This window comes from Staphylococcus sp. 11-B-312 (assembly GCF_016743055.1).
GTDB lineage: Bacteria > Bacillota > Bacilli > Staphylococcales > Staphylococcaceae > Staphylococcus > Staphylococcus ureilyticus.
On the sequence record NZ_CP068241.1, the window covers coordinates 2,478,587 to 2,493,263 of the forward strand.

17 protein-coding genes are annotated in these 14,677 nt (G+C 33.9%); all 17 read right to left on the bottom strand.

What is annotated here, in order from left to right; all coding sequences use genetic code 11:
• Positions 1-30: 30 nt before the first annotated feature.
• A complete protein-coding gene (locus JG554_RS11955; protein WP_046206555.1) occupies positions 31-690 on the bottom strand; it encodes a 50S ribosomal protein L25/general stress protein Ctc in 660 nt (219 codons plus the stop codon).
• Positions 691-831: 141 nt separating this feature from the next.
• Positions 832-1,797 carry a ribose-phosphate diphosphokinase gene (locus JG554_RS11960; RefSeq protein WP_046206556.1) on the bottom strand — a complete coding sequence of 322 codons (966 nt, stop codon included), beginning with the start codon at positions 1,795-1,797 and terminating at the stop codon, positions 832-834.
• 142 nt (positions 1,798-1,939) lie between these two features.
• Entirely contained in the window at positions 1,940-3,295 is a 1,356-nt protein-coding gene (gene glmU / locus JG554_RS11965; protein ID WP_064209948.1) for a bifunctional UDP-N-acetylglucosamine diphosphorylase/glucosamine-1-phosphate N-acetyltransferase GlmU, read from the bottom strand.
• 483 nt (positions 3,296-3,778) lie between these two features.
• Positions 3,779-4,087: a septation regulator SpoVG gene (spoVG, locus tag JG554_RS11970; RefSeq protein WP_019467718.1), complete on the bottom strand. Its 309-nt coding sequence runs from the start codon at positions 4,085-4,087 to the stop codon at positions 3,779-3,781.
• A gap of 70 nt (positions 4,088-4,157) precedes the next feature.
• Positions 4,158-4,532: a RidA family protein gene (locus tag JG554_RS11975; RefSeq protein WP_119505717.1), complete on the bottom strand. Its 375-nt coding sequence runs from the start codon at positions 4,530-4,532 to the stop codon at positions 4,158-4,160.
• A 17-nt stretch (positions 4,533-4,549) separates the two neighbouring features.
• The gene (purR, locus tag JG554_RS11980) at positions 4,550-5,374 is read right to left on the bottom strand and encodes a pur operon repressor (RefSeq protein WP_046206559.1); all 825 of its coding nucleotides are present in this window, start codon (positions 5,372-5,374) and stop codon (positions 4,550-4,552) included.
• Between the two features lie 18 nt (positions 5,375-5,392).
• Positions 5,393-6,241, bottom strand: coding sequence for a 4-(cytidine 5'-diphospho)-2-C-methyl-D-erythritol kinase (gene ispE / locus JG554_RS11985; protein WP_046206560.1), 849 nt, complete (start codon positions 6,239-6,241; stop codon positions 5,393-5,395).
• A gap of 348 nt (positions 6,242-6,589) precedes the next feature.
• The gene (veg, locus tag JG554_RS11990) at positions 6,590-6,853 is read right to left on the bottom strand and encodes a biofilm formation stimulator Veg (RefSeq protein ID WP_019467722.1); all 264 of its coding nucleotides are present in this window, start codon (positions 6,851-6,853) and stop codon (positions 6,590-6,592) included.
• Between the two features lie 98 nt (positions 6,854-6,951).
• Positions 6,952-7,836 carry a 16S rRNA (adenine(1518)-N(6)/adenine(1519)-N(6))-dimethyltransferase RsmA gene (gene rsmA, locus JG554_RS11995; protein WP_169926878.1) on the bottom strand — a complete coding sequence of 295 codons (885 nt, stop codon included), beginning with the start codon at positions 7,834-7,836 and terminating at the stop codon, positions 6,952-6,954.
• A gap of 6 nt (positions 7,837-7,842) precedes the next feature.
• Positions 7,843-8,394 carry a ribonuclease M5 gene (rnmV, locus tag JG554_RS12000; protein ID WP_046206562.1) on the bottom strand — a complete coding sequence of 184 codons (552 nt, stop codon included), beginning with the start codon at positions 8,392-8,394 and terminating at the stop codon, positions 7,843-7,845.
• Between the two features lie 132 nt (positions 8,395-8,526).
• Complete coding sequence (locus JG554_RS12005; protein WP_046206563.1) at positions 8,527-9,300, bottom strand: TatD family hydrolase; 774 nt, start codon at positions 9,298-9,300, stop codon at positions 8,527-8,529.
• A gap of 25 nt (positions 9,301-9,325) precedes the next feature.
• The gene (gene metG / locus JG554_RS12010; RefSeq protein ID WP_203265312.1) at positions 9,326-11,299 is read right to left on the bottom strand and encodes a methionine--tRNA ligase; all 1,974 of its coding nucleotides are present in this window, start codon (positions 11,297-11,299) and stop codon (positions 9,326-9,328) included.
• A 302-nt stretch (positions 11,300-11,601) separates the two neighbouring features.
• Positions 11,602-12,435, bottom strand: coding sequence for a 16S rRNA (cytidine(1402)-2'-O)-methyltransferase (rsmI, locus tag JG554_RS12015; protein WP_107360197.1), 834 nt, complete (start codon positions 12,433-12,435; stop codon positions 11,602-11,604).
• 4 nt (positions 12,436-12,439) lie between these two features.
• Positions 12,440-12,688: a GIY-YIG nuclease family protein gene (locus tag JG554_RS12020; protein ID WP_046206566.1), complete on the bottom strand. Its 249-nt coding sequence runs from the start codon at positions 12,686-12,688 to the stop codon at positions 12,440-12,442.
• On the bottom strand, positions 12,681-13,406 hold the full coding sequence (locus JG554_RS12025) for a tRNA1(Val) (adenine(37)-N6)-methyltransferase (protein WP_046206567.1): 726 nt from the start codon (positions 13,404-13,406) through the stop codon (positions 12,681-12,683). The genes JG554_RS12020 and JG554_RS12025 overlap by 8 nt, the downstream gene beginning before the upstream one ends.
• A gap of 109 nt (positions 13,407-13,515) precedes the next feature.
• Entirely contained in the window at positions 13,516-13,857 is a 342-nt protein-coding gene (gene yabA / locus JG554_RS12030; RefSeq protein WP_046206568.1) for a DNA replication initiation control protein YabA, read from the bottom strand.
• A 15-nt stretch (positions 13,858-13,872) separates the two neighbouring features.
• Positions 13,873-14,676, bottom strand: a complete 804-nt coding sequence (locus tag JG554_RS12035; RefSeq protein WP_046206569.1) for a PSP1 domain-containing protein — start codon at positions 14,674-14,676, stop codon at positions 13,873-13,875.
• Between the last annotated feature and the right edge of the window lies 1 nt (position 14,677).

The window sequence follows — 14,677 nt, forward strand, 5'->3', positions numbered from 1 at the left end:
ATCGCGTGTTTGAAAAAGGAATCGAAGAAATTACTCTTCTTCTTTTTCTTCTTCGTCGTCTTCTTTATCTTCACCAACAACTTCAGGCTCTTCAGTTTCTGATTCGCCTTCCATAGCTTCGATTTCTTCTTCAGTAGGTTCTTCAGTTGGAGGAACTACTGTTACTACAGACTCTTCAGGGTCATTTTCAATTGTGAAATCACCTGAAACTTTAATGTCTGCCACTGAATAGCTATCGTTAACATCTAATTCGCTGATGTCAATTTCGATAGATTCAGGGATATTATCCGGTGTTGCAGTTACTTCAAGGTCGAATAATGGTTGTTCAACAACGCCACCTTCTTTAGCTCCTACTGCTTCACCAGTAAGTTGAACTGGTACTTCAACTGTACGTTCTTCACTCATATTGATCGCTAAGAAGTCAATGTGAGTAATTTGGTTTTTAAGTGGATCGAATTGATAGTCTGAAACCATTACTTTAATTGTTTTAGAACCTACGCCTAATTCGATAACACCGTTACGTCCAACTTCACGAATCACTTTGATAAATTCTACTTCATCAACTTTTACTGAAGTATTTTTTGTACCATAACCATAGACGATTGCAGGTACTTTACCAATTTTTCTTAGTGTTTTAAGGTCTGAACGTGTTTGTTTACCTTGACGAATAATTGACTTTAATGAAGCCATATTATTTCCACCTTTCATTTTTTGTTCTTATTATCATAATAAGAACCCCTCACTTGCCCATCAACATAATGTTGCTTGCAAGTGTTTATTTAATCGTGAATTGAAATCACGAACGGAATAATTATACAACTATTGCATTAATTAGTCAAATAGTACACTAACAGATTCTCTTTCATATACGCGCACAATAGCTTGTGCTAATAAACCTGCAACTGACAGTTCTTTAGTATTGGCTGGTTTACGATTTTCATCTAATTGAATTGAATTTGTAACGACTAGCTCTTTAATCGCTGAATTTTCAATACGTTCTTTAGCTGGGCCTGATAAGACAGGGTGTGTACAACATGCATAAACATCTTTTGCTCCTTTATCTTTGAGCGCTTGAGCTGCTAATGTAATCGTACCGGCTGTATCGATGATATCGTCGATAATTATCGCTGTGCGACCTTCAATTTCACCAACAATATTCATTACTTCAGCCACATTAGGTTTAGGACGTCGTTTATCTATGATTGCAATTGGTGTTTTAAGAATATCTGCAAGTTTGCGTGCTCTCGTTACACCACCGTGGTCTGGAGAAACTACAACACATTCCTCTGGGTCAATGTCTGTATCATTTTGGAAGTATTCTGCTAAAATCGGAACACCCATCAAGTGATCTATTGGCATATTGAAGAACCCTTGGATTTGTGGTGCATGCAAATCTAAGGCAATCATGCGATCTGCGCCAGCAGTTTCGATTAAGTTTGCAACTAATTTTGCTGTGATTGGTTCACGGCTGCGCGCTTTTCTATCTTGACGTGCGTACCCATAGTATGGCACTACGATATTAATATTGGCTGCTGAAGCACGTTTGCAAGCATCAATCATAATTAATAATTCCATTAAATGTAAGTTTACTGGATTAGAAGTAGGTTGAATAATAAATACGTCACAACCACGAATACTTTCTTCAATATTAATTTGAATTTCTCCATCGCTAAAACGTTTTACAGAACATTTTCCTAGCTCGATTCCAACATTATCTGCTACTTCTTGGGCTAAGGGCTCATTACCTTTTAAAGAGAATATTTTCAAAGCAGAATTCTTATACTCATTGTTTAACATTTATAGTCCTCCAATTAATTCATTCAATTAGTTTCGTTCATAGACAAAGTTATATTTATTTCATTAATCTACAAAATGTCGATTGAGGTCTTACTTAGATCTACATTATATTTATGTGATTAGAATCATAATCTAATCGTGTCTATTTTTTCAAATAACCTTCTTTAGTTGTTTGTCTCGCTCTTGCTAATGCTAAACTATCATGTGGCACGTTATCAGTAATGGTAGAACCTGCAGCTATAAATGATCTATCACCTAAAGTAACTGGTGCTACTAAGTTGGTGTTACAACCTATAAATGAATCATTGCCGATGATTGTTTTTGATTTATGCTTACCATCATAGTTTACTGTGATAGAACCACAACCTACATTCGTACGTTCACCAATTTCTGCATCACCAATATAACTTAAATGCGGTAATTTAGCACCTGTTTTCACGACTGATTTCTTAACTTCTACAAAGTTTCCAACTTTAACATTTTCACCTAAGTCTGCCCCAGGACGTAATTGAGCAAACGGTCCAATTGTAGTATTGTCACCTACAACTGATTCGTTAATCACCGATTGCTTAATTGTAACGTTTGAACCTATTTTACTATTAAGAATTTCTGTGTTTTGGCCAACAATGGTATCTTCGCCAATTTCACAACTACCAGCTAATTTCACATTTGCTTCAATTGTAACATCCATGGCGATTTTTACATCTGCACCTATATATGTAGTAGCAGGATCGATAAGTGTTACACCGTTTCTCATATGGAAGTCATTGATACGTTTTCTATAAGCTGCCTCTGCCTCACTTAACATTAGACGATCGTTGACACCCATAATTTCTTCAAAATTATCTGTACGATATATTTCAACCGTTCCTTGTGCTTGTAAAATAAGAGATAAAACGTCAGGTAAATAATATTCAGCTTGGACATTATCATTTTTTACCAATTTCAATTTTTCAAAAAGTAATTTATTATCAAATGCAAAAATACCTGAGCTAATTTCATTGATTTGTTGTTCATCTGCTGTTGCATCTTTCTGCTCTACAATCTTAACTAAATGATCATTGCCATCTCTCACAATACGACCATAACCATATGGATTACTCGTCGTCGCTGATAAAACTGTTGCATCAGCTTGATTGCGCTCATGATGTTCTAATAATGATTTAAGTGTCTCTCCAGTTATTAATGGCGTATCACCACAAACCACTAATGTTGTACCTTGTTCGTCTTTCAAGTGCTCACTTGCCATTTCAACAGCATGTGCAGTACCGAGTTGTTCGTCTTGGAAACTATATAATGATGTATCTCCTAACGTTTCTTTCACGCTTTCTGCACCGTGGCCAACAATGGTCACAAGATTTTCTACTCCAGATTGTTTAACGTTATCAACGACATGTTCAATCATTGATTTGCCCGCAACCTCATGTAGTACTTTGTATTTCTTAGATTTCATACGTGTACCTTTTCCAGCTGCAAGTACTATTGCATGTCTTTGCATGTGTGTAACCCTCCATTAAATTATACACTTCTATATTATTATAATTTAACGCTAGTACCACTTTCAAGGCTCAAAACCCTAATGTTATACAATGGAAACAATTCAAGTTATTTTCTATCAACTTCACATATTCATAATTGTCATCTTTGACTGACACAAATCATCACAAAATGTTTTTCACAAACTGATTTCATACTTTGTGAAAAATTATATATTTTAGATGTCACACCGTTACTAATTTAAATGTCAGTTTTTCAATTATTAAAATAACTTGTAATTATTTAGAATAGTTTTTGATTTATTTGAAAACAAAAAAATATATTTTTGTCACCTTTTCATTATAATAATTTATTTCAATTCTTTATATTCTTATTTTTGAGTAAGACACAAAAAGACCAATCCGTTAGCATACGAATTGGTCTTTTTTATATTAAGATTGAGATCTATGTCCCAAGCCCTTTTTAATTTGATTCATCTTTTATATTAAGCTTCATCATTTGTTTCTTCTGATGATTGAGCATTCTTATCAGGGATAACTTCATCCGTTTCGTCATAAACTTTCATAACCGCATCTTGAATTTCTTGTCTCATTTCTGAATTAATTGGATGCGCGATATCACGAAATTCACCATCTGGTGTTCTTTTACTTGGCATTGCGACGAATAGACCTGAGTTGCCTTCAATCACTCTTAAATCATGTACTACAAATGATTCATCTAGAGTTATTGAAACTAAAGCTTTCATTCTTCCATCTGTTTGTATTTTTCTAAGTCTTACATCTGTCACTTTCATGTAGTGAGCCCCCCTAGTATCTCTTTGTTAGAAGCTTAACAATTTCATCAAAAATTATAAATCCCTTAAATTACTTCACTTCTGCGATTACTTCAATTTCAACTTTTACATCTTTAGGTAATCTTGCGACTTCGACACAACTTCTTGTCGGTTGATGTTTCGCAAAATATTCACCATAAACTTCATTTATATTTTGAAATTCATTCATATCAGCAATGAATATTGTTGCTTTGATTACTGAATCTATATCCGATCCAGCTTCATCTAATACAACTTTTACATTTTCTAAGACTTGTTTCGTTTGTGCTTTCACATCATCACTAACAATTTCACCATCTAAATTTAATGGGATTTGTCCTGATGTAAACACAAGTCCGTTAATGACCGTTGCATGTGAGTATGGCCCCAATGCTTCCGGTGCTTTTGATGTGTTGACTACTTTCATGATGTTGATCCGCTCCTTTAAGTAAATTTAGTTAAACTGTTGCCATTTTCCACTTTAAATTCCTGATTGTATTCATCTACATCAGACAATCTAACTAAGGAAGTATAATCTTCAATTAATCTTTGCTTAACTTCTTTTGATTCTACTAATACGGATACCCCTTTAACATGTGCTTTAAACTCATTCATTAAATTCATTACACCGTTAATAGAACCACCTGCACGCATAAAATCATCCACAACGAGGACATTAGAGTTTTCTGGTAATGTACGCTTAGATAATACCATCGTTTCTATCTTTCTAGTAGAACCTGATACATAATTTATCGAAACCGTAGAGCCTTCGGTTACTTTATTATCTTTCCTTATCACTACCACTGGTAAATTCAATACATTAGCTACTGCATTGGCTAATGAGATACCTTTTGTAGCAATAGTTACAACCGCATCTAACTCTTGATCCATATAAAGCGTTGCAATTAATTTCCCCACCTTATTCAATAAAGTTGGGTTCCCCATTAAATCTGATAAGAATAAATAACCACCTGGTAACAGTCTATCTTTTTCTTGCAGAAGTTCGATAACTTCATCTACGACTTCACTTGCTTCTGCTTTACTCATCTGTGGCTTATATGTAACGCCACCACTAGCTCCAGCGGTCGTTATTACTGTGCCCAACTTTTCTTTTTGAAAAGTAGACTTAATAATTTGTACATCTTCACTGATGGATGATTTTGCTTGCTTAAATTTTTGTACAAAAAACGTTAAAGGTATTAATTTATTGGGGTTATTCATCAAGTATTGTGTCATAAAAACAATACGTTCACTTCTTTTATAGCGCATTTTCTTCATCCCTTCTCACTAACCTAATAATCTTGCAATATAGACTTCATTACAACAACCATTGACTGCATTATATACATGCCTGGCTTGTCGTTCTTTTTGCGTTAATCCATATACGGTTGGACCACTCCCACTCATTACAGCACCATCTGCTCCATTTTCAAGCATATTTTCTTTAATTTTATAGATTTCTGAATACATTTCTCCAGAGATAGGTTCCAATCTGTTTGAAAGACTATTACATAATAATTCATAATTCCCTGTATCCAATGCTTCTTTACAAGTTTCAGTATAAACCTCATGTTCTTGAGTTAAATCTAGCTTTTTAAAAATATCTGGGGAGGAAATGCCTATATCTGGCTTGGCAACAATAACCCATGCCGACGGTGGTTTGTTCATAAACCCAATTAACTCACCTTTTCCTCTACAAAAAGCAGTTTTCCCATATATACAAAAAGGAATATCAGTGCCTATTTGTATTCCTAACTCACATAGTTCTTCTAAAGGTCTATTTAACTTATATAGTCGATTCATTCCTCTCAATGTTGCAGCGGCGTCTGTCGATCCACCTGCAAGGCCAGCTGAAACTGGGATATCTTTATCTATCGTAATCGTCACACCTTGCTGTAAATTATAAGTTTCTTTCATTAACGCTGCTGCTTTGTAGGCCAAATTTTTATTATCGGAGGGAACATAACTTTGCTCTACGTCTACAACTATTTTTTTATCTTTTCGCAGTTCAAAAGATAAACGATCATTAAGATCAATCGTTGTCATAATCATTTCAACTTCATGAAAACCATCATCTCGTTTGAAGAGTGTGTCCAACGTTAAATTTATTTTTGCTGGCGCAGTCTCATAAATCATATTCCCACCCTCTTTCAATTCGATATGGTAATAAAATGATTTTAACATATTGTTATACTTGCGTTATTCTTTTTTTAAAATTTATAAGTTATTTATCCAATTTACCTTACTTATGACTTAAATTAATCTGACATATAAAATAAGCGGTTAATTCCTTATTTTACATTAATATTTTGACGTAACAAAACTATATCTCCTTAATTCTGATGCGCTTTATATTATTTCAAAAAGAAAAAGGTATATTGATGATTATTCACCAACATACCTTTTACTAATCAATCTCATTATTAATGTCTTAAATAAAAATATGGTTGCTTTAACCAAAATTTCAATTTATATTACTGCTATTTAGTGTGCAATTGCTTCTTGATGATTATCATCTTCAAAAGAAACTTGTACGTTTTCTGTTAAAACGTCAGTGTATGTATATGATACACGCTCAAAATTATGAATATCTTGGTCTAGTTCAACAATAAAAACGGATGGGTACGTTTCTTTTAAAACACCGCTACGCTCAATTGTTTTTTTACGACCACCATTCGCTTTCAGTACAATACGGTTTCCTAATTGACAATCAAGTGAATTTTTGATGTCTCCAATAGATTTTGGCATATTGCTCCACCTCGCTACAAGTTGTATAATAACACATTTAGCGCGATTTTGTCAAACAAACATCAATTTTAGCAAGGTGAAACGCAGTTGTCAATCATTTAAAATGCTAATTCTGGGAAATTTTTCAATTCATTATATAATTTTGCAAATTCTTTTATAGAAAGTGTTTCTCCCCGTCTTTTAGGGTTAATGCCACTGGCTTCCAACCAATTCACAATGATTTCTTTATTTGCTTTTCCATCCACAAACAAACTTTGATAATTATTGTTAATGGTTTTTCTTCTTTGTCCGAATGCGGCTTTTGACATTTTGAAAAACTTATCTTCATCGTCTACATCGACAAGTGGTTGATCACGTTTCATTAATTTCACAACGATTGAATCTACGTTTGGTGGTGGTAAAAATACCGTTTTGGGCACAGTCAGCACTTTGCTCGTTTCTGTATAAAACTGTGCGACTATAGAAAGGGAGCCATAAGCTTTCGTGCCTACTTCGGCGTTTAATCGCTCACCAACTTCTTTTTGCATCATAACCACATAACCATCAATCGGTAATTTTTGTTGCATTAAGTTTAATAAAATAGGTGTAGTTATATAATATGGTAAGTTAGCAACAACTAAAATTTGGTCACAATCTGCTAGTTCATGTGTCACATAATGCGCAATATCCGCTTTCAATATATCTTCATTGATTACTGTAACATTGTTATATGGTGCCATTGTTTCATTCAATACTGGTATTAAGCGTTGATCAATTTCAAATGCAATCACTTTTTTTGCACTTTTAGCTAATTGTTCTGTCAATGATCCCATGCCCGGTCCTACTTCAATAACACCTGTTCGTTCATCTATGTGACTGGCATCAATAATATTATGAATAATGTTGACATCGATTAAAAAGTTTTGTCCTAAACTTTTTTTGAAACTAAAACCATAATGATTTAAAAGTGCCTTTGTTCGCGATGGTGTGGCAATATCTTTCATATCCAATTATTTTTCACTTCCTTTATTATCTTTCAAGGCATTTCTAACATCTTCTTCTGTATAACCAAAAGCATTTAACTTGTTAAGTAGTTGTTTGCCGTTAGAATGACCGATATGAAGTTTTCTTCCTAAAATTTCTCTTTTTCTACGCGCGTCTTTACCAATTATTAATCCAAGATCAATCAGAACTTCCTTACTGATACTTTCATGACCCTCTTCGAATGGTGTACTTACATAAATCAAAGCTTCTTTTATGTCTTCAATTTTCGCATGTTCGACACCTATTTTACCACGTTTACTTTTAGCTTTTTCTCGATCAATATAAGCGTGTTTAACCCCTGGAATATATTTTTTTATCGTATTACGAATTTTATCACCTGGGAAATCAGGGTCTGTTAGAACAATGACACCTCGAGTTTCATATGCTTGTGCAATCACATTTAAAGTTTTTTCGTCAATTGCACTTCCATTTGTTTCAATTGTGTCGCAATCCACAGCGCTTTTGACCCGCTCTGTATCATCTCTGCCCTCTACTACAATAAATTCATTTATCTTCATTTATTGTGACACCTTTCGTTTTTACTTCATTTTAGAAAAATTAAAAAGGTATCGGCATAAATTATGGTTACTCTTAGTATTCACTAGACCAACTAAGCCATATTTCAGACCGATACCTTTAAAATAATATCTTTATGCTTTTAATTTAAACAAACGTTCAGCGTTCTCAGTCGTTTGACGACAAACGTCTTCATAGCTAACTTCACGTAACTCAGCAATTTGCTCAGCTACTAAAGTTACACGTGCTGGTTCATTTCGCTTCCCTCTATAAGGATGTGGCGATAGGAACGGTGCATCTGTTTCAACTAATAATCTATCGAATGGTACATGTTTAGCAACTTCTTTAGGCTGTTTTGCATTTTTAAATGTAACAGGGCCTCCTAATGATACATAGAAATTCAATTTATTAATGACATCGTCAGCAATCTCAGGAGAAGCACTAAAACTATGCATAATACCGCCGATTTCTTCTGCATGCTCTTCTTTTAAAATATCCACACAGTCTTGTGTCGCCTCTCTATTATGAATAATAATTGGTAGATTCACACGCTTAGCTAGTGCAATTTGCTTTCTAAAAAGGGCTTGTTGGACATCTTTTGGAGACTTATCCCAATGATAATCTAAGCCAGTTTCACCAATTCCAATAACTTTAGGATGTGCTGCCAACTTTTCTATCCATGCCAATCTTTCTTCTGTGCAATCAATAGCATCTACAGGGTGCCATCCAATAATACCGTATATAAAGTCATATTGATCTATTAACTCCATCGTACGTTCAACGGTTGGTGTATCAAAGCCTACTACAAACATACGATCTACGCCATTATCTCTTGCACGCTCAATAACCGCTTCTAAATCTTCATCGTATTGTTCTGCATTTAAATGAACATGTGTATCGATTAGCATATTAAATCGCTCCCTTTATCTATGATTACTTAATTACTGCACCATTTGGAATTGCATTCGGAAGACTTACCAGTGTAAGTACACCATCTTTTTCAGCAGATAAAATCATACCTTCTGATTTTCGTCCCATTAATTTAGCTGGCTTCAAGTTGGTAACTACCGCAACTTTTTTGCCGATAATATCTTCGGGTTGATAGAACTTGGCAATACCTGAAACAATTTGACGTTGTTCATTATCTAAATCAACTTGGATTTTTAATAATTTGTCAGATTTTTTTACATTCTCAGCATCAATAATCGTTGCTGCTTTGATTTCTACTTTATCAAAATCTTTGATATCAATTTGTGATTTACTAGGTATTTCTGCTTTCGCTTCTTCCACCTTATCTGATTGCATAGATTGCTTAATATATTCTATTTCAGCATCACTTTCTAAGCGTGGGAAAATAGGTTTTGGCTTACTACTTACCATAATTGGCTCGGTTAATGCACCATATTGTTTAATACTGCTAAATTCATATAATTCAGGTGAATTGATATTTAGCTGTTCAAAAATTTGTCTTGGTGCATTTGTTAAGAATGGTCTTAATAACACTGCAATGATACGAATATTTTCTACTAAATGAGCCATAACATTGCCGAGCATTTCTTTCTGGTTCTCATCTTTCGCTAGAATCCAAGGCGTCGTTTCATCAATATATTTATTCGTTCTACTTATAAATTTCCATATTGTTGAAAGCGCTACTGAGAATTGCAAATTATCCATATTTTCATGGAATGTTTTCACAGTATCAAGCGCCAATTGTTCCATTTCTTCATCGAGTTCGTGCTTAGGACCTTCATAAGCTGGTAGTTCGCCATTAAAGTATTTATTAACCATTGAAATGGTACGGTTAACTAGGTTACCTAAATCATTCGCCAAATCATAATTTGTGCGTTCTACGAATCCTTCTGGCGTAAATACACCATCAGAACCAAATGGTAACTCACGCATTAAATAATAGCGTGTTGCATCTAAGCCATAACGATCAATCAACACATTAGGATCTACTACGTTTCCTTTTGATTTACTCATCTTGCCATCTTTCATTAAAATCCATCCATGAGCAAAGACCTTTTTAGGTAATGGAATGTCTAAAGCCATCAATAAAATCGGCCAAATGATAGAATGGAATCTAACAATTTCTTTCGCCATAATATGAATGTCTGCAGGCCAATATTTTTTAAACAAGCTATCATCATCTGATAAGTAGCCAAGTGATGAAATATAGTTTACTAGTGCATCAATCCATACATAAACCACATGTTTCGGATTCGATTGAACATGGATTCCCCAATCGAACGATGTACGAGATACTGCTAAATCTTCTAATCCTGGTTTGATGAAATTATTAATCATCTCATTTTTACGAGATGGTGGTTGAATAAAATCAGGATTTTCATCATAAAATTCTAATAAGCGATCAGTATATTTAGATAAATTAAAGAAATAGCTTTCTTCTTTTACCAATTCTACTTCGTGTCCAGAATCAGGGCTTTTACCTCCGACAATTGCACCGTTCTCATATACAGGATCAACAAGTTGTGTTTCAGTATAATACGTTTCATCCGGTACAGAATACCAACCCTCGTATTCACCAAGATATATGTCACCTTGCGCCAATAAGCGTTCAAATATTTGTTGTACAACTTCTTTGTGACGTGCTTCTGTTGTACGAATAAAGTCATCATTGGATATCTCTAATTTTTTCCATAACGCTTTGATGCCTGAAATCATTTCATCTAAATAATCCAATTCTGATTTCCCTGCTTTTTGCGCTTTTTCTTGTATTTTTTGACCATGTTCATCCGTTCCTGTTAAATATCGAACATCATAGCCTTGCATTCTTTTATAACGTGCGATGACATCACCAGCTGTAGTTGTATATGCATGACCGATATGTAAATTCCCACTCGGATAATATATAGGTGTAGTGATATAAAATGTTTCTTTCGCCATCAATGTTCCTCCTCGTTTCTCTCACTTTAAATATATCTAAATTTATTTTTATTTTCAATGAAGCAGATAAGTGTTCATTTTATATTTATTAATCATTTTAATACGTTTGATGTAGTATAAAATTAAGTATTTGTCCCTCGTCTATTTCCACTCATTTTACAACACGATAAATACTCTCTATCTTATCTACATTACCATAAATCAAGCTTGTTATGGGAATTTTTCACTTGATTTTATTGATAAAATTTCAAAAAATCTATTCTTCTATTTTCTTTTTAACGCTGAGATTTGTTAGTCTAATTTTATACATTGTGATATATATCATATACTTCACTTGTCTTCATTTGTCTTTCTTCAGCAACTTGTTTAATCGCTGCTTTAGGTTTCATATTTTTATTAATGTAGTGCTCAACGTGTTCATGTATCGACATATCTTCAAACCAAGAGGTATCTTCTATTGCAATGTCCCCTTCAATAATGATGACAAATTCACCTTTTGTAAGTATGTCGCCTTCATCTAGTTTCATTAGTAATTTTTCAACTTTGTCCGTGATAATTTCTTCGAATTTTTTTGTTAATTCCCTACCTATTGACACATTTCGTTGCGCATCTATTTTATAAATTGCCTTTAATGTATCTTTAACACGGTGCGGTGATTCATAAATAATCAATGTACTATCTTGAAACATGCGTTGTTCTAACAAATCATATTTTGCCTTTTCTTTCCTTGGTAAAAATCCAAGAAATGTGTATGTAAAAGAAGGTAATCCACTTGCCATTAATGCAGTCAAGCCAGCATTTGGTCCCGGTACAGTCTCAACTCTGATTCCATTATTTCTTGCAGCTACAACAAGTTCGTATCCAGGATCACTTATCAAAGGTAGGCCAGCATCTGACACTAACGCAATATCAATCCCTTCCTGTAATTGTTGGATTAAATATTCTGTCTGCTGCGCTTTATTATGGTCGTGATAGGATTTCAACGGTGCATGTATATCATAATGTGCACAAAGCTTTTTTGTCACTCGTGTATCTTCACATGCAATCAAGTCTACTGTACGTAATATATCAACTGCTCTATATGTAATATCAGATAAATTTCCAATCGGTGTGCCTACTAAATACAATATCGCCATACTTCTACCCCTCACTTATCAACTGTAATTTTTTCTCTCTGGTAAATGTTTTGATTTCATATTCCCGCTTCAAAGCTTCTGATTTAGTATTAAACATTTCTTGATAAACTAACTCTACCGGCCGTCTTATTTTAGTATATTTAGCACCTTGACCGCTATTATGTTTTGCTATTCTTTGTTCTATATCTTTTGCATAACCTGTATATAAACTTCCATCTTTACATCTAACGATATATATATAATGCTTATCCATAATAGATTTCTCTCATTTCTTCTGAATATGTTCCATCTTCATTATAAATATAGAATGGTTGCTGTATGTCTAACCCTTGGTTACCACCTTTTCGTCCTTCAACTACAATTGTTTGTGCTACTTTACCCGGCTTACTATAAATAAAATAAAGCTTTTTAGGTTCTATGCGATAATGTCTCATACTGCTTAAGACATCCATAAGACGGTCAGCACGATGCACAATTAAAAATCTTCCGCCTTCTTTCAATAAGTGTCGTGCTTCAAAACAACAATCATCCAATGTACACATTATCTCATGTCTAGCTATTTTATGTGCATCTTTTTGATGTTGAAATTGTTGATTGACTTTAAAATAAGGCGGATTGCATGTAACAAGACTATACTGTGCTGGTTTAAACGTATGATGTGCTTGCTTCAAATCCATATGATACATATGAATTCTATCGGTTAGATGATTATGAACAATACTTCTTTTCGCCATGTGCACTAATTGTTCTTGTATTTCGATACCTTCAATAAACTGATTACCTTTATGAGATAACAGTAAAGGAATAACGCCATTACCGGAACATAAATCCATAATAACGTCCTTTTTCTTTATTTTTGTAAAATGTGCGAGTAACAAAGCATCCGTTGAAAATGAAAAGACATCATCATTTTGTATAATTTCTAATTTCTCTTTTAGTAAAAAATCATACCTTTCATTTTGCAATAACATTTTTGTAACCTCCAAAAAAGAGGATGAGCCTACGATGCTTCGCTAATGAAGCCTATCGCTTTTCTCATCCTCAACTCCATATTTTTTATTTGTATGAAAAACATTGATACTATTCACTTAGTACTTCAAGACAAAACAAACAGTCGTCGCCTTTTCTATGTTTCCCAAATAGCTCTCCGTTGCATATATGAAAACCTTCTTTATATAACATTGCTAAATTATCTTTGCTACGTAATGGGCGTTTAGGTTGATCTTTTTTACCGTTTTCTATTTTCTTAGTTTTTTCTTCTTTATCTATTAATGTTTTTAAATTCTCATTTTCGATTTGTAAGGCGACATTTTCTTCAATTAATTCTACTGTAAGATTTTTTAAATTTAACATGTCACGATTAATTTGATTAATGTTTTCCTCTAAATGAGCTAGATTTTCAAATATGTCGCTTCGATTCAATGTTGTCACGGCCTCCTACTTTAATGTTTCTAATTCTTCCATTTTATATTCTAATGGTTGCTCAAGACCCTCTACTTTAACTTGCATAGAGATATCTAAAATATTCAAGCCCACAACTTTACCATTACCTTCTGGTGTTTCAATGACATCTCCAACATCTGGTAACTGAGCTCTCGCTTCTTCATAATAATCATTTTCATATTTTAAACAGCACATAAGACGGCCACAAGCACCAGAAATCTTTGAAGGATTTAGCGATAAATTCTGATCTTTAGCCATCTTTATCGAAACTGGTTCAAAATCCCCTAAAAAAGTAGAGCAACATAACGAGCGACCACAAGGTCCAATGCCCCCTAATAATTTCGCTTCATCTCTAACGCCAATTTGTCTTAATTCTATTCTTGTTCTCAGCTTTTGAGCTAAAACCTTCACTAACTTTCTAAAATCTACACGCTCATCTGATGTGAAATTAAAAATAACTTTCGATTTATCTAAAGTAAATTCACAATTCACTAGGCGCATATCTAAATCCTGTTGTTGAATGATATCTTTGCACAAATTCAAAGCATCTTTAGCATCATATTCATTTTGTTCATATTGCATAATATCTTTTTCAGTAGCCTTACGAACAATCTGTTTTAATGGCAACGCTACATCTTCATCAGCTACATTTAATGGTTCATACTTCACTCGTCCAACTTCTAATCCTCGCTTTGATTCGACGACAACCCAGTCGCCCAAGCCTAAGTCAAAATTTTGCGGTGCATAATATTCCATTTTGCCTGAGTGTTGAAAGTGTATGCCTACTACATTTTGCATA